The sequence below is a fragment of the Micromonospora sp. MP36 genome (assembly GCF_008119785.1).
Classification (GTDB): domain Bacteria; phylum Actinomycetota; class Actinomycetes; order Mycobacteriales; family Micromonosporaceae; genus Micromonospora.
In genome coordinates this window covers 1-15,687 of record NZ_VSFA01000066.1, presented here as the reverse complement: position 1 = coordinate 15,687, position 15,687 = coordinate 1, and the positions used below count along the sequence as shown (strand labels likewise).

Annotated in this window: 20 protein-coding genes; 6 read left to right on the top strand and 14 right to left on the bottom strand. The window is 67.3% G+C overall.

What is annotated here, in order from left to right:
* Position 1: 1 nt before the first annotated feature.
* From gvpJ (FXF52_RS29310) to gvpO, 6 genes are all read right to left on the bottom strand, one after another.
* Positions 2-466 carry a gas vesicle protein GvpJ gene (gvpJ, locus tag FXF52_RS29310; RefSeq protein ID WP_370518039.1) on the bottom strand — a complete coding sequence of 155 codons (465 nt, stop codon included), beginning with the start codon at positions 464-466 and terminating at the stop codon, positions 2-4.
* A 141-nt stretch (positions 467-607) separates the two neighbouring features.
* A complete protein-coding gene (locus FXF52_RS29305) occupies positions 608-910 on the bottom strand; it encodes a gas vesicle protein K (protein WP_222870746.1) in 303 nt (100 codons plus the stop codon).
* A gap of 63 nt (positions 911-973) precedes the next feature.
* The gene (gene gvpJ / locus FXF52_RS29300) at positions 974-1,222 is read right to left on the bottom strand and encodes a gas vesicle protein GvpJ (protein WP_148801566.1); all 249 of its coding nucleotides are present in this window, start codon (positions 1,220-1,222) and stop codon (positions 974-976) included.
* The gene (locus FXF52_RS29295; RefSeq protein ID WP_148801565.1) at positions 1,215-2,036 is read right to left on the bottom strand and encodes a GvpL/GvpF family gas vesicle protein; all 822 of its coding nucleotides are present in this window, start codon (positions 2,034-2,036) and stop codon (positions 1,215-1,217) included. The genes gvpJ (FXF52_RS29300) and FXF52_RS29295 overlap by 8 nt, the downstream gene beginning before the upstream one ends.
* A complete protein-coding gene (gene gvpJ / locus FXF52_RS29290; protein ID WP_148801564.1) occupies positions 2,033-2,506 on the bottom strand; it encodes a gas vesicle protein GvpJ in 474 nt (157 codons plus the stop codon). The genes FXF52_RS29295 and gvpJ (FXF52_RS29290) overlap by 4 nt, the downstream gene beginning before the upstream one ends.
* Entirely contained in the window at positions 2,503-2,946 is a 444-nt protein-coding gene (gvpO, locus tag FXF52_RS43355; protein ID WP_148801594.1) for a gas vesicle protein GvpO, read from the bottom strand. The genes gvpJ (FXF52_RS29290) and gvpO overlap by 4 nt, the downstream gene beginning before the upstream one ends.
* A gap of 217 nt (positions 2,947-3,163) precedes the next feature.
* On the opposite strand from gvpO, the gene FXF52_RS29280 reads away from it, so the two are divergent.
* Positions 3,164-3,502 carry a hypothetical protein gene (locus FXF52_RS29280; protein WP_148801563.1) on the top strand — a complete coding sequence of 113 codons (339 nt, stop codon included), beginning with the start codon at positions 3,164-3,166 and terminating at the stop codon, positions 3,500-3,502.
* A gap of 233 nt (positions 3,503-3,735) precedes the next feature.
* Here FXF52_RS29280 and FXF52_RS42565 read toward each other — a convergent pair whose 3' ends face one another.
* Together FXF52_RS42565 and FXF52_RS29270 are read right to left on the bottom strand one after the other, a co-directional pair.
* Positions 3,736-4,293 carry a hypothetical protein gene (locus FXF52_RS42565; protein ID WP_222870744.1) on the bottom strand — a complete coding sequence of 186 codons (558 nt, stop codon included), beginning with the start codon at positions 4,291-4,293 and terminating at the stop codon, positions 3,736-3,738.
* A gap of 339 nt (positions 4,294-4,632) precedes the next feature.
* Positions 4,633-5,064 (bottom strand): DUF6745 domain-containing protein, encoded by a 432-nt coding sequence (locus tag FXF52_RS29270; RefSeq protein WP_148801562.1) that lies wholly within the window; start codon positions 5,062-5,064, stop codon positions 4,633-4,635.
* Between the two features lie 724 nt (positions 5,065-5,788).
* On the opposite strand from FXF52_RS29270, the gene FXF52_RS29265 reads away from it, so the two are divergent.
* A complete protein-coding gene (locus tag FXF52_RS29265) occupies positions 5,789-6,472 on the top strand; it encodes a hypothetical protein (RefSeq protein ID WP_255472456.1) in 684 nt (227 codons plus the stop codon).
* A gap of 557 nt (positions 6,473-7,029) precedes the next feature.
* Here FXF52_RS29265 and FXF52_RS29255 read toward each other — a convergent pair.
* Positions 7,030-8,502: a tyrosine-type recombinase/integrase gene (locus FXF52_RS29255; protein WP_148801561.1), complete on the bottom strand. Its 1,473-nt coding sequence runs from the start codon at positions 8,500-8,502 to the stop codon at positions 7,030-7,032.
* A gap of 38 nt (positions 8,503-8,540) precedes the next feature.
* On the opposite strand from FXF52_RS29255, the gene FXF52_RS29250 reads away from it, so the two are divergent.
* A complete protein-coding gene (locus FXF52_RS29250) occupies positions 8,541-9,101 on the top strand; it encodes a hypothetical protein (protein WP_148801560.1) in 561 nt (186 codons plus the stop codon).
* Between the two features lie 104 nt (positions 9,102-9,205).
* Here FXF52_RS29250 and FXF52_RS29245 read toward each other — a convergent pair whose 3' ends face one another.
* Entirely contained in the window at positions 9,206-9,877 is a 672-nt protein-coding gene (locus FXF52_RS29245; protein WP_148801559.1) for an alpha/beta fold hydrolase, read from the bottom strand.
* A gap of 46 nt (positions 9,878-9,923) precedes the next feature.
* Between FXF52_RS29245 and FXF52_RS29240 the strand changes: the two genes are divergently transcribed.
* Positions 9,924-10,574 carry a helix-turn-helix domain-containing protein gene (locus tag FXF52_RS29240; protein WP_222870743.1) on the top strand — a complete coding sequence of 217 codons (651 nt, stop codon included), beginning with the start codon at positions 9,924-9,926 and terminating at the stop codon, positions 10,572-10,574.
* Positions 10,575-10,818: 244 nt separating this feature from the next.
* On the opposite strand, the gene FXF52_RS29235 is transcribed toward FXF52_RS29240, so the two are convergent.
* The 3 genes from FXF52_RS29235 to FXF52_RS29225 all read right to left on the bottom strand — a co-directional run bounded on the left by FXF52_RS29235 (position 10,819) and on the right by FXF52_RS29225 (position 13,342).
* Positions 10,819-11,559 carry a glyoxalase gene (locus FXF52_RS29235; protein ID WP_148801590.1) on the bottom strand — a complete coding sequence of 247 codons (741 nt, stop codon included), beginning with the start codon at positions 11,557-11,559 and terminating at the stop codon, positions 10,819-10,821.
* A 256-nt stretch (positions 11,560-11,815) separates the two neighbouring features.
* Positions 11,816-12,316 (bottom strand): nucleotidyltransferase family protein, encoded by a 501-nt coding sequence (locus FXF52_RS29230; RefSeq protein ID WP_255472460.1) that lies wholly within the window; start codon positions 12,314-12,316, stop codon positions 11,816-11,818.
* A 456-nt stretch (positions 12,317-12,772) separates the two neighbouring features.
* On the bottom strand, positions 12,773-13,342 hold the full coding sequence (locus FXF52_RS29225) for a dienelactone hydrolase family protein (RefSeq protein WP_148801557.1): 570 nt from the start codon (positions 13,340-13,342) through the stop codon (positions 12,773-12,775).
* Positions 13,343-13,407: 65 nt separating this feature from the next.
* Here FXF52_RS29225 and FXF52_RS29220 point away from each other — a divergent pair, with 65 nt between their 5' ends.
* Both FXF52_RS29220 and FXF52_RS29215 read left to right on the top strand, forming a co-directional pair.
* Positions 13,408-13,971 (top strand): transcriptional regulator, encoded by a 564-nt coding sequence (locus tag FXF52_RS29220; protein ID WP_148801556.1) that lies wholly within the window; start codon positions 13,408-13,410, stop codon positions 13,969-13,971.
* Between the two features lie 429 nt (positions 13,972-14,400).
* Positions 14,401-15,147 (top strand): phosphotransferase family protein, encoded by a 747-nt coding sequence (locus tag FXF52_RS29215; RefSeq protein ID WP_222870742.1) that lies wholly within the window; start codon positions 14,401-14,403, stop codon positions 15,145-15,147.
* A 182-nt stretch (positions 15,148-15,329) separates the two neighbouring features.
* Here FXF52_RS29215 and FXF52_RS44200 read toward each other — a convergent pair whose 3' ends face one another.
* Positions 15,330-15,620, bottom strand: a complete 291-nt coding sequence (locus FXF52_RS44200; protein ID WP_222870741.1) for a GNAT family N-acetyltransferase — start codon at positions 15,618-15,620, stop codon at positions 15,330-15,332.
* Between the last annotated feature and the right edge of the window lie 67 nt (positions 15,621-15,687).

The window sequence follows — 15,687 nt, the reverse complement described above, 5'->3', positions numbered from 1 at the left end:
ATCAGCTGTCCTTGTCAGTGGAACCGGAGCGTTCGGCCGCTTGGCGGGAGGGCTGACGTCCGATCGTGAGCTTGCGCCGCCGGCCACCCGAGCTCTCGTCTTCGTCGTCGTCCTGCTCGTCCTGGCCGCTGTGCATGGAGTCCTTGATCTCGGTCAGCTTGTCTTTGACGCCACCGAGGGCGCCGCGGGTCTTTGACCGGGAGGCTCCCTCCGTCATTCCCTGGATCATCCCGGGCAGGCCGGTGACCTGGCCCTCGGGTTGAAGGTCGAGGCGGTTGACCGCCTCGGCGAAGCGTAGGTAGGTGTCCACGCTGGCGATCACTACCCTGGCGTCGATGGTCAGTAGTTCGATCCCGACCAGCGAGACGCGTACATACGCATCGATCACGATGCCCTTGTCCAGGATCAGATCCACGACATCGGCCAGGCTGCTCGGCCGGGGAGCGCGGTTCACTCCGGTGGTCATCACGGTCATCTTTTATCGCCTCTCCTCAGTCGCTGGCCGCCCCATTGCTTTCGGTCGGCGGCTAGTCGCGTTGCCGTCACCGCTACGAGGCGGCGTGCCTGTCAGCTGTCTGGCCCGTCTTGGCGGTTCTGTCGGAGGTCACTAGCCGGTCGATGGTCGTCCGGAAGTCAGGTACTGCCGGCTGATGGTCCGCCGGCCCGCAGTAGGTTGCGGGTCGGCGACTTCGAATTCGCCATCGGAGTCCTGGAAGATCTCCCGCAGCTCGGCGAAGCGCCTGTCCAGGGCCAGCAGCGCCTGCCCCAGCCGCTCTACCTGCTGCGGGGTCAGATCACCGTCGTCCACCCGGCGCAACGCTTGGCGCTCTAGCAGTTGCCGGATCACGTCCAGGAGGACGACGACGAGGCGGCCGAGGCCCGCGCCGGCGTTTTCCGGGTCGACGTTCACCCGCAGCGGTGAATCTCTCTGTGATGGTGCCATCACGCGAGCCTCCTTTCCTGGGCGTCTCTGTCAGGCATTGCCCGGTTCGCGGTCGCTTACTCCACCGTGTTCGTGGTTATCCAGTCCAGCTTGGAGGTCGTCCAGCCGTTGGACCGAGATGAGCAGCAGGTTGAGATCTAGACGGATGAGATCGATGCCGGCTAGTCCGATCACGACGTCGCCGCTGATCACGGCGCCGCGGTCGACGATCCGGTCAAGAAGGTCGACAAGGTCGGTGGTACCGGTGAGTCGGGTGCCCAGATCACGCTGCTCAGCCACGGCCGGCCACTTCCAGGTTGGTCACCGAGAAGGAGTAGGGCGGCCACGGCCCGTTGAGGCTGAGCTGGTAACCCTCGGCCGCCACGCGGTCGCCGCATTGGTCGACAACCTCGATGAACACCGACGACCGGTCGCGGTGCACGAGGTAGGTCCGGTCTAGCAGGTTTCCGCCTCGACCGGTGACGGCGTCGACGGCCTGCTCACGCAGTGCCGCGTCCACGTCGGCGGCCAGCGTGGCCGTGGCCTGCCTGCGTCGCTGCACGCGTTGTAACGCCTCGCGCCGCTGCTGTAGGTAGGCCAGCCCGTCACCGGCGCTCGCGGAGGGTGAGCCGGCGTGGTCACCGTGGGCGGCATCTGCGGGGGTGCCCCCGGCATCGGGGGTAGCCGAATGGGTGTCAGCGGCGTCGTGGTGGTTCGCGCCAGTGCGGCCGGCGACTCGCACCCCGAACTCGTCGCAGCCGGCGACCTTGTCCAACAAGCGGCGTAACTGTTCGCCGCGGACGGCCAGCAGGTCAGACAGGGCCTGCCGCTCGGTAACCACGGTGCCCAGCCGCAGCGGTAGCGCGGCGTCGGCAGCGTCCGCGGCGGCGCGGACCACCGCGTCGTGCCGGCGAGCGAGCTGGCCGAGCCTGGCGGGGTCGCCGGAATCGTCGTTGATCGCCGCGAAGTTCTCGACGGACACCTCGCTGATCACGACGCCCAAACCTGATGCGTGGAGGAGCTGCGTCGGTTCGCCGTAGACGCCCGACATTGTGGGCGCTGCGGCAGTCGGCGGCACGATGGCGTACAGGTAGATGGCCCGGTTCGCTGTCATCCCGCGGCCCCCGACCCCATGCGCCGCTCGATCTCGGCCAGGCGCTCGCGCAGCGCCTCGTTCTCCGCCCGCAACTGCTCGATCGACCCGTCACCGCCATCGCGTCCGCTGCCCACCGCCGTCGGAGAGGTCGGCCGCGCCTGATCCCCCTTCTCCCCCGCCTGATCGGCGTCGATCTCCTCCCGCTGGCCCGCGCTCGTCGCGACCTTCCGGTCGGTCTCGACTTGGGCGGCCTGCGAGTTCAGGAAAGGATCATGTAGCCACCAGTCGATGCCCATCTGCCGGGCCGTGTCTACGGACGCGACGAGCAGCCGCACCTTCAACGTCAGCAGCTCGATGTCGAGCACGCCCACGACGATGTCGCCGACGATGACCACGCCACGGTCGAGGACCCGCTCCAAGACGTCCGCCAAAGAGTCCGAAGCGGGCTGGGCGTAACGCGAGCGGGGAGCCACCTGGTCTCCCGTCATGTCTGATCCGTGGCGCTGCGATGGAACCGCCGCAGCCTCTCGTACTGGAGAATCCGGCCCTCCTGGTCAGCGTCCACCCGGTAGGTCGCCATCACACTGCTGGTCGCGGGGATCCGATCCAGCTCGGTGACGTCGAGGAGGAAGGACCAGCCGTCGTCCTGCGGCCGAGCCCCGGTGATGCCCTCCGGGGCTAGACCAGTCAACTCCTCAAACTCGCGCAGCGCAGCCCGCGCGGCGCCCATCAGGCCAACGCGGCGCGAGTCAGACTCGCTCCGATCGCGGTCATCATCTCCAGACCGGTCCTGAGCAGCGTCCCTGTCGGACTGACCCTCTCGATGGTCACGCCCGGAATCGGGGTCGCGATCGGACCGGCCCCGGTCATCGCCGTCGTCGGACCGCGGGCGTACACGGTCCTTTTGAACCTCCGGATCTGCCGTCATGAAGAGCCCTCTACCCCCGGTGACGGCGGGTGAAAACTTCTTCACGCCCTCTGTCCACGATGGTGGGCGCCGGGCATCCGCCCCCAGCCGTGCGCCGGCTGATTGCGTCAAGCGCTGCGTACCGGCCCTGATCGTGGGTACCGAACATCTGTGGTCACCGGACAACAGCATTCGAAGTCCGTCAGACAACCCCGGACTCTCAGGTGAGGAGGCAATCGTGGCCGGCAGCCAAGGCGAAGCGAGGATGACGAACGTGCAAGACCGACCCGACCGAGACCAGCACCACGATGATCAGCAGTGGACCCGGCTGCAGAGCATCCTGTCCGACGTGTGGCAGAACCGGCTCGACTTCTACGGAGAACTCATCGGCAAGGTCAGTAACGACCGATACCCCAGCCCGACGATGCTCGACACGATCGAAAGCGGGCTGCCACCGGAGCTGTATGCCGACTACATCGCCGTACTGGTAGATAAGGTGTTCGATTCGAAATACCCGAGCCCCACGCTGCTCGCGCGCCTCGGACACCTGACGAACCTGTCCGGCCAGCGAGGCTGACCGCGCCGGCTGCAGTTCTGATGGCCGGTACCGCAAGGCCGGGCGGCCCCGCGAAGACTAGTCAGCATGAAGCGGCCAGCTCCACGAACAGCAGGATGCAGGTGGACGGCCCGATCCGGGTTGGACGTGGCCAAGGGCCACGGCCATACCCTCACCGCGACCGATCAGTCCACCACCGCCCACCGGCCAGCCGGCCGCTTCATGCCTACTAGGTGCCCCAAGCTTGTCGGCAGCTACTGTCGGAGCGCCCGGGCGATCAGCCGACCTACAACCAGGTACACCAGGGCAGCGAGTCCGTAGTTGAGAACGAGCCCTACCTTGGCGTCGTTCGGCGTGAAAACGTCACCGAACCCTAGTACGAACACTTTGGCCAGCACGTACACGAATTCCACGAAGCCGTTGCTTTGATTTGCCTTCGCCAAGGAAAAGAATATGTGCAAGGCGAAGATGAAAGCCACGCCGCTGGTCACACCGACCGTGAAGCGGGCGACGATGGTAGCGGTGTTTCTTGGGTGCCGCTGTCCGGGCGCCGGCGGGGCCGGGTGGTGCGGCGGCGTGTAGGCAGATGGGGCGTACGGCGACGCAGGGGTTTGCGCGTAGGCAGCCGCTGGCGCCGGGTACGGCGGTGCCGGGGGCTGGACGTAGGCCGCCGCGGGTGGGGTGTACGGCGGGTCGCTGTCGTGATGCACGTCCACGTACGCGATCCGCGCCGTGGGCTGGGTCGAGGGCGCCGCGGGTTGGGGGCGGAGCCGGTGTTGGTGGTCGTCGGGGTCGTAGTTGCTGTACGACATGGGTGGGCAGTCTAGTGTCGGTTTGCAGCCGGCAAAACCTTTCTTTCCGAATTAGTCTGATCCCTCTACATCATGTCGTTTATTCACTACAGCCCGTGAGCGCCGGTTGCGCCTGATATCTAATAACTCGCGCTGCTGTTGACCCGACCTCGCCACCCCCTCACATCGACAAGCGTCGTTGCCTTCCGAAGGCGGAGCCTGCCGGCTGTCCCGTCGCCGCCCCGTATCGGAAACATAGGCGCAGGCCACCCGGACCGGCCGCCGCCCCGGCCAGACTCGCCTCGGCACCCACACCCACCAGCGCCCCGCTGTTGCCCGTTGATGGTCAGCGTGTCTCGATTACGGCCCTTCTTGCGCCCACACCTGGCTGCCATCCGGCCAGAGGACGGCGGGTTCGCCGTCGGCGTGCAGTTGCCCCTGCGCGTTGACACGCAGGACGCTGGACCGTTCGCCCATGACGGCGACGTCCTCGAACGGCCACCACTGCCCGGCCGTCAACGCCACCTCTCGGCACCCTCCCCATGCCCGGCCAGGTGCGGGGGCGAGCAGGGCCGGGTAGGTGCCGATGGTGGCGAGCAGGATCCAATCGGGGAAGTAGTTCCAGGCGGTCTCGAAGAACCGGTCGTCGTGACCGAGGCTGTGGCGGATGACAGCATGCCCCTCATCGTCCTGGTCGACGAAACCGTGTTCGTCCTCCCAGCACCAGGCCGGCTGCATGGTGTAGAGCTCGGTCGCTCGCCCGTCGAGAGTGGCCCAGATCGGGCAGTGCACCAGGTCGTAGAACTTCCGGACGGCGCGCAGTACCGGGTTGAGTGCGGCCCGTTCTGGCTCGGTGACCGGGTTGCAGCGGTAGGGCCGCTCTATCAGGTCGTAACGTGCTTCGACGCCGTCGTAGCGCTGTTCGCCGTAGTAGCCCTTCCACTCAAAGAACTCGTGGAAGTCCCCGAAGGCCCGGAACTGGTCGAGGTCGCTGGTCTGCTGCCACGTCGGGGTGCGGGCCGTTGACAGCGATCAGCTGAGGTTTCCGGGCCGGACTGCCTTGACCAGCGCTGTGTGTCCATCATCGATGAGACATAGTACCTGGTCGATTGCGCCGGAAGGTGCCGCACTCCAGATGAAGCAGGAAGGTTCGGGATGGCCGGCCGCGCGGTAGGCGAGACGAGCGGCGGCCTCGTCGCGGTCCCGGTCGGCAGGCCCGCATGCCATTGCGGTTTGCGTCCACCTTCTCGCAACAGCTTGTGCTTCGGGAGACATCGGGTGGTCGAGAGATTCATTGTTTCCTCGGAGACGAATGTGCCACGCGGCGGCGGGGGCGACGGTGTCGAGGCCACGCCGGGCATTCGGAATGAGGGGTCGGATCGCTGCTCATGGGCATGCGATAGCTTTCCTTCTGGTCCCCGATGACTGCATCGGGGAAAGCCGAAGTCCCCTGTCACGTTTCCCGGGTGGTCCGAGCGGACGGTGACAGGGCCCTGCTTTGTGTTGGAGGTAAGCCGTGAGTTCCTACACGATCACCATCGCCGCGGACGATCCGAGTCGAGCGACCACGACACTGACGGTCGAGTTGGAGGGCACGACCGCGCGGATCGTCGAATTGCTGGTACGCGCCGGTGAAGGGGACGGGTTGACTGCGGGACAGATTCCCGCGGTCGATCTGGATCTGCTGCTGAAGGCGGTCACCCCTGCCGTCGGCGGGCAGCAGGCGATAACCGTGCCACCAGCTGCCGCGGCCGACGACCCTGCCGATTCGGCACATCTAGCCGCTGACGACGAGGAGCCCACCGCCGGCACGAAGGCAACCCAGGCCGTCGACGCCACCACGCCCACTGTTGATGAGCCGGCGACGACTACCCCCACGAAGGGCGAGGCGGCCGAAGCCGCTGTTCCGAAGCAGACGACACGGGTGAATGCCTCGACGGCCGGCGCGACCCGGGCCGCTGGGCGGAAAGCCGCGACCGGTGCCAAGGCCACGACCGCGGGGCGGAAGGCCAGAAGGCAAACCCCGAAGGGTGAGGCGCCTAAGGGTCGCGTGTACCGGCGGTCGCCGGACGATCTCGAGTCGGTCTACCAGCAGGCTGGCAGCGCCGCGGCTGTCGCCGACCACTACAACGTGCCTCGGCACACCGCTCAAGGGTGGATCCGCACGCTGCGCGGTCGGCAGGCCCGCTCGGCCGAGTGACTCGCCGCGTGGCCGGGCATAAGCGTCGATCGCCTCTGCGCGTTTCCGTGCAGCCAGGAATGCCCTGCACGGTTTCCGGTGGGAGGAAGAATTCACGTCCCCCACATCCGTTCCTGTGTGTAGCTGCGGGATGACGAGAGTGTGATCCTCATGTTTGACTATGCGTATGCGGGCGGGGGAGGCACGGCTGGCGATCGACTGCGGCACGGCTAGCACTGGTGCCGTTCTGGCCTGGCCTGATGGCAGCTGGTCCCCGCTGCCCTTCGACGGGGTGCCGCACCTGCCCAGCGGTGTCTACCTGTCTGCGGACGGGGAGGTGTGGACGGGGCGGGCAAGGCGGGCGGCCGCGGACCAGCCGGGCCGGTTCATTGCGAATCCGTGTCGACGCGGTGGAGGCGATGGCTGCGACGCTGCGCCGGGTCGCCGGTGAGGCGGAGCGGGTGGCTGGCGGCCCGGTTCGGGATGTGCGGTTGGTGGTGCCGGCGGGTTGGGGGCCGCGGCGGCGGACGTGGATGCGCCAGATCGCTCACCGGGCTGGTCTTGCCCAGCGTCTCTAATCAGCTTAGTGATCCTGAGTCGGATTGGGTTTCCGGGATCGTTTCCCACCGTGGTGGTGTCGCGTGGGCGTGGAAGTGGAATCCTGCGCCCAACGTGGCTCCTCGCGGCTGGTGGCCGATGGTGGGTGTGCTGATCGTGTTCACGCCCTGGTGTCGGTGGGCTGCGCGGGGCAGCCTCCGGTCCGTTGGTGCGTGTCCCTCCGGACGCTTACCCGCCGGGCCACTAGGCCTGGTGGGGGAGGGTGCCCTGCGTCGCCTGGGCGCGGGGCGTGATGGCTTGCGCCGGGTGGGGCCGGTCTTCGACCGGTCCACCCGGCAGGTCTTCGTGATGACCGCCGATGCTTCGAGTTTGTCGACCACGGCGCGGATCACCATGTGCCCGCTGACCTTATCGATGACGGTCTTTGCCTGATGGGCCAGGCCGCGGGCGGCGATCCGCCGCCAGGCGCCCTGGTCGCGGTCGCCCTGCCAACGGCAGGACTGGTGGGGGCAGATCGCCCACTTCCAGCCCGCCACCGTCGGCTTGTCGGGGGCCTTGCGATGCCGTAGCGGGGTCAAGCACTGCGGGCAGTGCTTCGAGGTGTTCCGGGCAGGCGTGGTGACTACGGCGATACCGTGCTCGGCGGCGAGGTGCCGCATCCGGTCGACGATCTGCCCGCGCACCTGCTGTGACAGGCGCGTGTTGAGGGTGGCGCCCATGCCCCGTGCTTCCAAGGACCGCAGGTCTTCGACGTAGATGACGGTCGCCCGGGAGGCGATGGCTTGGTCGACGGCCCAGCGGGCGGCAGCCCACGCGAGCGCGGCGTTCAGATTCTGGCGGCGTGCGGAGACGTGCCGGATCTCGTCGCGCAGCAGGAACTGTTCGGCGACCTGTCGGGCAGATTCGGTTGAGATCACCGTCTCCTTATCGTTCGTCGCCTTGCCATCCACGTGCCAGTAGCCGGCACCCCCCATTCGCTGCATCAGCTCACGAGTGCTCGCGCCAGAGGCTGCGGCGAGGGGGTTCCCCGTGTGCCGCAGGTCATGGAAGTGGAAGCCGGCAGGCCGAACGCTGCGACCGTCCGCGTCCACTTGGCCGCGGCCGAAGTTGCCGGATCGCAGCAGTGCACCCTTGTCGCCGGTGAAGACCGGGGCGTCAGCGTCGGCGGCGGTGAACTCAGCCAGATGCGCCCGCAGGGCCTCCACGGCGGCGGCTGGCAGGGCGACGACCCGGACCCCAGCAGCAGACTTGGGCGGCCCGAAGTCCAGCTGGCTCCGCAGCACAGCGAGCTTGCGGGTGACCCGGACAGTGCCGCCGTCGAGGTCGATGTCCCGACGGCGCAGCGCGACCAGTTCGCCCCACCGCAGACCCGAGAGCGCCGCGACCACGACGAGCGCTGAGAACCGAGCAGGCATCGCGTCGGCCAGGGCGTAGACCTGGGGCGATCGGCCGTCGTCGTTCCAGGGCGCGCGGATCTGTCGATGACAGTGCATGTGACTTGGCCTCTCACGGCAACCGCCATACTCAACAGATGTCTGTTATGGGCCGGCCCCCCTCCTCCCCCCAGCGGCATCGTCTCGTCCTCCTGACCGGCGAGGAGGGCGCCGGCAAGTCGACCGTCATTCGTGCGCTGCTACCGCATACCCCCTGCAGCGCCCGCATCGACGCCGAGGACATCGGTCAAACCAACCCGTGCCCGATGAACGACCAGTTCTTCGCCCTGCTTCGTCGCAACGTCGCTGGCCTTGTAGAAAACTTCTGGGCCGCCGGATATGTCAACGTTGTCGCCGGCAGCTTTCTCCGCAGCTACCCCGACTACCTGGCCTTCCGACAGCTGTTGACACGACCCTCGTCGGTGTTCCTGGCAGAGCTTCTGGTTGACAAGGACGTGCGCGACCATCGGCGGATCACCCGAGCGAAGCAAACGACGCAGCAGTGGCGCGACATGGTCGACCTGATCCCGGAAGATCGAAGCATCCGACAGGCGACCGATGCCGACTACCGATACATCGGCATCGACACAACTGGTCTGGACGTCGCTGAGACCGTGCAGCGGATTAAGGATGCCATCCCGGAGGTATACGCCGAATAGCGACAGACGAGCACGCTGTTCTGCCGCCGAGCGGACGTCACGCAGCGTCACAGTCGGTCAATCAAGACGGTGCTCGGTATAAGCCGATGAGCGGATGCTGTCGCTCACCGATCCAATCCGGCGGCCAATGCCTCGGGCTGGCTGAGGGCCGCCAGATGTCCGCCGGGCAGGGTCTTGGGCGTGACGCCAAGGCGATGCTGGGCTGTCCGGATCTGGAACTCGACCGGGAACAGTCGGTCCTCGCGGCTGCTTAGGACCTCGGTTGGTACGTCTGGCCACACGTCCAGCGGCCAGGGCTGCTCGAAAGGCGTTCCTGACTGCGGTGGCTCGCCCGTCATGGCCTGCTTGGTGATGTCCTCTGGTACGTCGTGGAAGAAGTACACCAGCGGATCGAACGGCCCATCCGGGGAACGACCCTCGCGCAGGTCGCACTCACGGCGGGCCTGGTCCTGGCCGGTGTTGTTCCACCAATCGTGGCCGGTCTCACCGGGCGCCGGGATCATCGCGTTGACCAGGACCAGGCGTGAGACCGGCAGCCGACTACAGACCAGCGGCGCGGTCAGGCCGCCCATCGACTGGGCCACTACCACCAGGTCTTTCCGTTGGCCTGCCGCGTCAACCACCGTGTCTGCGTACTCCTGCAGTCCCGCGCTGTCGTCTCCGGCTGGCAGGTCGACGGCGATCGCTTCGTGGCCGCGCTGACGCAGTTGGGGGACCAGGCGGTGCCAGTACCAGGCGGCGCCGCCGGCGCCAGGGATCAGAATGTACGTGGTCACGGTGCGAATTTAGCACCAAGCAGTGTGATAGCGATACGCTGAGCGGGTGGCGCGAGCATATGACGATCCCTGCGGTCTGGCCCGGGCGCTCAACCTGGTCGGCGACCGGTGGGCGTTGTTGGTCATCCGCGAGTTGCTGCTCGGGCCGAAGCGCTTCACCGACTTGCGGCGCGGCCTGCCCGGCGTGAGCCAGAGCATGCTCACCTCCCGACTTGTCGAGCTGGAGGAGGCGCAGGTGATACGCCGGCGTCATCTCGGCCCGCCGACGAGCGCTTGGGCCTACGAGCTGACCGAATGGGGACGGGACCTCGAGCCCGCTCTGCTGCAGCTGGCCAGGTGGGGCAGTCGGAGCCCGCTGGCTTCGTCAGCAGAGCTGAGCATTGACGCGTTGGCCCTCGCGATGAAAACCACCTTCGACCCGGCCGCGGCGCGCGACTTCAACGTGCGGTGCCAGCTTCGTCTCGACGGCGACATCCTGCTCGTCACTGTCGACAATGGGCGGCTCGACGCGGCGCGCGCAAACGCTGCCGATCCCGACCTGGTGATCGAAACCAGCGTCACCGTGTTCCGCTCGCTCACCTTCGGCGGCGCGCCACTGCATGCCGCCGACGTCACCATCCAAGGTGACAGCGAAGTCGCCGCCCGCCTGCTTCGGCTGTTCAAACGCCCGGCGCCGTTCGCCGAATCTGAGGGCTGACGCGCTCGAGCACACACGCTCATACCGCCGATCGCGCGTCACGCACGGTAGTCGCCGCGCGTGCGGCTCAACTTCCGGACGTAGCCGATGACAGTGAGTCCGTTGAGTCCCTGATGCGGCCGACACCGACGGACCAGCGAAATCCACCGCGTACGTTGCGAACGCCAACAGATGAACCTGACGCGGTCGTGCTGCTATGACGCTGTGGCGTCCTCCTCATCGGCGTCATAGGGTGGCCGGTGCGTCAGGCCGTGGCGGGCATCCATCGCTCGAGCAGCGTGGGGTCGGCAACCGCGGACTCGACCTGACGACGCTCCTCCATGGTCAGGCTGAGTTGCCGAAGCCTGGTGCCCCACTCCGGTACCCGTTCCGACTCCTCCAGCGCCGTCGACAGCTCGATGAGCACGGCCAGCGCCACTGCCTGCTGCACGGCCGGTGCGCCGTCGCCGTGGCGGCGCAGTCCCGAGTTCAGGGCTCGGAAGGCGGCACGGTCGTCGTTCTTGAACTCGCGCAGGATCCGCGCGTTGTCCAGAACCCGGGCAAGCCCTTGCAGCTGCTTGGAGCCGCCGTACTCCAACTCCGTCGGCTCGTCCCGCTGGATGAAGATGATCGAGTTTCCCGACGGGTCCGTGACGGTGAACCGTGAGGCGCCGGGCCGGTACCGCGTTATCCGAGGTAGCCCTTTGGCAAGCACCTTTCCGTATGTGCGGCGCATCGCCTCGGTGAACGCTGCATGGTACGGCGCGACCGTATCAACCATTACCAGGCACCCGCCGGTGTTCTCCGACGGGTCCAGGTTGCTGGACGCCCGCCCGTAGTGCAGCTCGAATCCGCGCCACCGGAATGCCAGGTATAGGTAGGGCTTCGTCTGTTCGTAGGTCACGGCGAAGCCCAGGGCGCGCCAGAAGGCCAGGGTTTCCTCCGGTGCCACACAGGGCAGCATCGGCACGGTGGTCTCGTTCGGCTGGACACCTTCGTCAATCATCGTCAGCACCTCATTTGTCCGAAGGGCAGGCAACGCAGCAGTCTGCCAAACCCGCGACTACCCGCACAGCCACACGAGCGGTCCGATAGACCACCCGCGCCGCGGCAGGATCCCGACGGCGAGGCACAACCACACCCAACCCGACGGGTCCGACAATTTCCCGGCGGGGCCAACCCGGCGAACGTTAACGGCCAGCGCACTAGCCGAAAAGAGGACGTCCTGTCGGGGCCACCCTTCCTTCGCTTGGCGTGAAGCGCTAGATCTCCAGCCGCAGTCCGACCCATCGGTCGAGCCATCCCTTGACCTCCACGCGGCGCCGTACCTTTGCGCGGCCCGCTGCATTGTTGAAGGCGGGAGACGGGCGGACAACCATTCCCACAAGGTCAGCCAGCCCATGGCAGGACATCAGGCGAACAGAGTCACCCCGCAGAGTAACCGCGACGCACGTTGCCGTTTCGGGCCAGCGCGATATAGCGTCCAGGGCGGACGTGTAGGGCTCATCGCCATTGCGCAGATGCATCCGTGCTTGATTACGAATCTCCCACGGCACCCCAGGCAGGGCCACCATGGCTTGGGCTTCGGCGCGTGCGTCCTCGCGTGGGTCCAGCTTTTCCGGGTCGAAGTAGGCGACGTCCACGTCGCGCTCCGGCGAGACCGGGAGGTTGCTGATCGCGTCCCAGACGCGGTTGCGTACGAAGCCGGCACCGATCCACCAGTCCGGTAATCCAAGGTCGGCCGTAGCCCGAAGGACTCTCATTGCTCCCGGGTCCGACTCGATTACGCCCACAACGTCCTGCGCGCTCCTGACCACCCCAGGGACCCTAGACCAGCGAACGTACGCACCGCTTGCGAGGCGGGGCTGAGGGCAGAGCGAAGTCTGTCACCGACGTGCTCCGGCGCGATCACCACCGCAGATATCCGCTCACTGCGCAGACTCTTCCGGTCGGCGGTCTCGTCGGGCACCGTGTCTGGTGCCGGCGACAAGGCGCGGCGCCCTCGAATAGCCCGGCTGCTTGGTCGGCGAGGCGGCGCCACACTGCGTCTGGACCGGTGGCAGAGTCGGGATATTGCGGCGCTGAGAGCCGAAGGCCGGGCACGCACGGTCGACTCGAAGGTGCGTGGGACCGCTGGCGTGCCATGCGCCAGCCCGCTGCCACGAATCATGGGCAGGATGTCCGGCTGAAATGTGGGCCAGCTAGTTAGGCCATGCCGGTCAGACGGAGGCGAGGAACGCCCGCACCCGCTTCATGAGCAGCGCGGACGCCTCAGGGTCGTGCGCGTCGAGGGAGGAGTCGGCGCAGAGGTGCTGGTCGCCGGGATAGACGAACAGCTCGGCGTTCGCCGTGGAGCCGGCGAGCTCGCGTGCGGCCGGTAGGTCCTCGTCGAAGAACTCGTCGCCCTCCTTGCCGTGGATCTGCACCGGCACGCCCTCGGGCCACGCCTCCCCGAATTCCGCGACCGGGAGGCAGGAGTACATGAGGAGCGCCCCGCGGGCACCGGGCCGGGTTTGCGCGAGCCGCTGGGCGATCGTCACGCCGAATGAGAATCCGGCGTAGACGAGCCCGGGGCCGAGCTCGTCGGCTGCGGCGGTGCCGCGCTCCCGGATCGCGTCGAGCCCCAACTCTCGAGCGAATCCGAACCCCTCCTCGATGCTGCCGAACGTGCGGCCGTCGAACAGGTCCGGCGTGTGCACGGTGTGCCCGGCCTGTCGCAGGCTGTCGGCGAAGCTCCGGACCCCGTTGGTCAGGCCTTGGATGTGGTGGTAAAGCAGCACGTCGGTCACGGCGTTGAACTCCTTGCGAACGATCGAGATTTCTGGAACGTTCCGAGATGCTAGTCTGTTGTGCCATGGCCGACAACCCGCCGGACTACGAGCTAGTCGATCGGATGGCGCTGACCAGTCCGGACCAGGTGAAGGCCATCGGCCACCCGCTCCGCACGGTGATCCTGCAGCTCCTCCACGAGCGGGCCGCGACCGTGACCGAGTTAGCGGAGGCAGTCGAGCGCCCCAAGAGCACGGTGGCGCACCACGTGGACGTGCTTACACGGAACGGCCTGCTCCAGGTGGTGCGCACGCGGAAGGTTCGGGCGATCGAGGAGCGCTTCTACGGGCGCACCGCGCGGATGTTCTACGTGGCAGCGGAGCCATCACCCGCTGGCGAACAGATGCCGGGCGACTTCAACGACTTCGAGGTGGCTGCACGCGAGTCCGCGAAGGCGTTCGAGCAGGGAAAGCTGTGGGGCTTCATCCGGCATGCGCGCATCTCGGCGGATCAGGCCTCTCAGTTCTGGGACCGGATGGCGCAACTGGTTGACGAGTTCGACCGGATGCCGAGGTCCGGCGAAACCATGTACGGGTTCGCGATCGGCATCTATCCCACCGACCACCCGACCCTGCCGACGGCATTGTGATGCACCTACTCGAGAATCGCGGACGGCCTGACCGTGCACCTGGTCAAGCTGGCTGCTGCCGTCGTCACTGACGATCGATCCGCCGGCAGACCAAGTCAGGCCACCCACCGCGTCCAGCTCGACGTCCTCGGACAGCCGGACATCGGGTACGACCTCCCCGTGCCAGCAGCCGGTGATGCCTCACAGCGGAGTCTTTCGAATCGGCAACCCAAGACACGCCTCGCATTGCGGCTTGCACGGTCAGCAGAATGCTGCTGATCCTGTCGCATAGCCGTGGGCGGAGTGCCCGGATTTACCGCTGACCGGGCCTGGGAGACGTCCGAATTTGCCGATGTGCGCGAGTCGGCCAGGTCGCTTGCCCGTGCGCCGTAACGCATTTCGATTCGCACGCAATAAACCCGTGGCGGCGTCGATGATCAGCCCGCGATAATGGCCGGCGTGGAAGAGGTCGCGGTCGTCGTCGCCCATAACGAGCGCGCGACCCTGCGCGTCGGCGACGTGTTCCTGAAGGTCGACAGCGATCAGACGCGCATCGATGTCGAGGTCGAGGCGATGCGGCTGGCGCCCGTCCCGACCCCCGAGGTCCTGTGGCGCAAGCCGCCCGTCCTCGCGATCGCCGCCGTCCCCGGCCAGGCACTCGGCCGTCTCGGCGAGCCGTCGCTTGCGTCACCGGCGGCGTGGGCCGCGGCGGGCGCTGCGATCCGGAAGCTGCACGACGCGCCACCGCCGCCGTGGGCCGGCAAGAAGCTCGTCGGGCTGGACGCGGAGCTCGAGCGCGAATGCGCCTGGCTCGTCGACAGCGGCGTCCTGCCGGCCGACCTGGTCGACCGCAACCGCGAGATAGCCGAGGCCGCGATTCGGCCGTGGACGCCGGTGTTCATGCACGGCGACCTGCAGATCACCCACATCTTCACCGACGGCGACGAGGTCACCGGCGTGATCGACTGGTCCGAGGCGGCGCCCGGCGATCCGCTGTTCGACCTGGCCACTCTGACCCTCGGGCATGAGGAACGTCTCGGCGATCTCCTCGCCGGTTACGGCACCGACGTCGACCGGGACGTGATCCGCGCCTGGTGGTCGCTGCGCAGCCTGCTGGCGTCCCGCTGGCTGATCGAACACGGCTTCGACCCGTCCTTGCCAGGCTGCGAGTTCGACGTACTGAGATCGCGGATGTGAGGCCGTACGAGCCCGACGGCCACGAGCGGTGACGGGGGCGCGGCTGGACATGCCGTCGGTGCGCGCCATCGCCCACGTTGTATGCGACGCCAAGCGTGGGCATCCGGATCTGGCCGCTGATCGCGCGACTCGCGTCGCGTTCGGCACGGCCGTCCGTGCAGCCGGCGAGGTGGCGTTTGGGCTCAGGCTCCGATCCGGATGCTCAGCTGAATGCCAAGCTGACGGAATCCCAGCGCCCGCGTCACTCCGCGCGACGGGTCTGGTCGAGCCCGCCACTGCGGCAGCAGATGGTTCGCCAATCCGTCCGCGACTGGTGCGGAGGCAACGGCACGCGCCAGCCCGCGCCCACGTTGATTCGGCTTGGTAAGTACGTACATGTGGGCCACCAGCCCGGGCCAGCGTCGGTAGCCAGCCGCCGCGACAACGTGATCCCCTCGGCGCACCACGAATGCGTGGGACGCGATGTCGGCCAACCCGCATTCGTCGGCGTCATCCGCTGTGACAGAGGCCAAAAGCGTGTCGAGATCGGCATGTCAGGGA

Excerpts from the sequence above, each read along its gene's own strand:
- gvpJ (WP_148801564.1), bottom strand. The coding sequence starts at position 2,506 with ATGACGGGAGACCAGGTGGCTCCCCGCTCGCGTTACGCCCAGCCCGCT.
- FXF52_RS29250 (WP_148801560.1), top strand. The coding sequence starts at position 8,541 with ATGTCTGTTATGGGCCGGCCCCCCTCCTCCCCCCAGCGGCATCGTCTC.
- FXF52_RS29215 (WP_222870742.1), top strand. The coding sequence starts at position 14,401 with ATGGCCGGCGTGGAAGAGGTCGCGGTCGTCGTCGCCCATAACGAGCGC.
- FXF52_RS29255 (WP_148801561.1), bottom strand. The coding sequence starts at position 8,502 with ATGCACTGTCATCGACAGATCCGCGCGCCCTGGAACGACGACGGCCGA.
- gvpJ (WP_370518039.1), bottom strand. The coding sequence starts at position 466 with ATGACCACCGGAGTGAACCGCGCTCCCCGGCCGAGCAGCCTGGCCGAT.
- FXF52_RS29295 (WP_148801565.1), bottom strand. The coding sequence starts at position 2,036 with ATGACAGCGAACCGGGCCATCTACCTGTACGCCATCGTGCCGCCGACT.
- FXF52_RS42565 (WP_222870744.1), bottom strand. The coding sequence starts at position 4,293 with ATGTCGTACAGCAACTACGACCCCGACGACCACCAACACCGGCTCCGC.
- FXF52_RS29235 (WP_148801590.1), bottom strand. The coding sequence starts at position 11,559 with ATGATTGACGAAGGTGTCCAGCCGAACGAGACCACCGTGCCGATGCTG.
- gvpO (WP_148801594.1), bottom strand. The coding sequence starts at position 2,946 with ATGACGGCAGATCCGGAGGTTCAAAAGGACCGTGTACGCCCGCGGTCC.
- FXF52_RS29230 (WP_255472460.1), bottom strand. The coding sequence starts at position 12,316 with ATGAGAGTCCTTCGGGCTACGGCCGACCTTGGATTACCGGACTGGTGG.
- FXF52_RS29220 (WP_148801556.1), top strand. The coding sequence starts at position 13,408 with ATGGCCGACAACCCGCCGGACTACGAGCTAGTCGATCGGATGGCGCTG.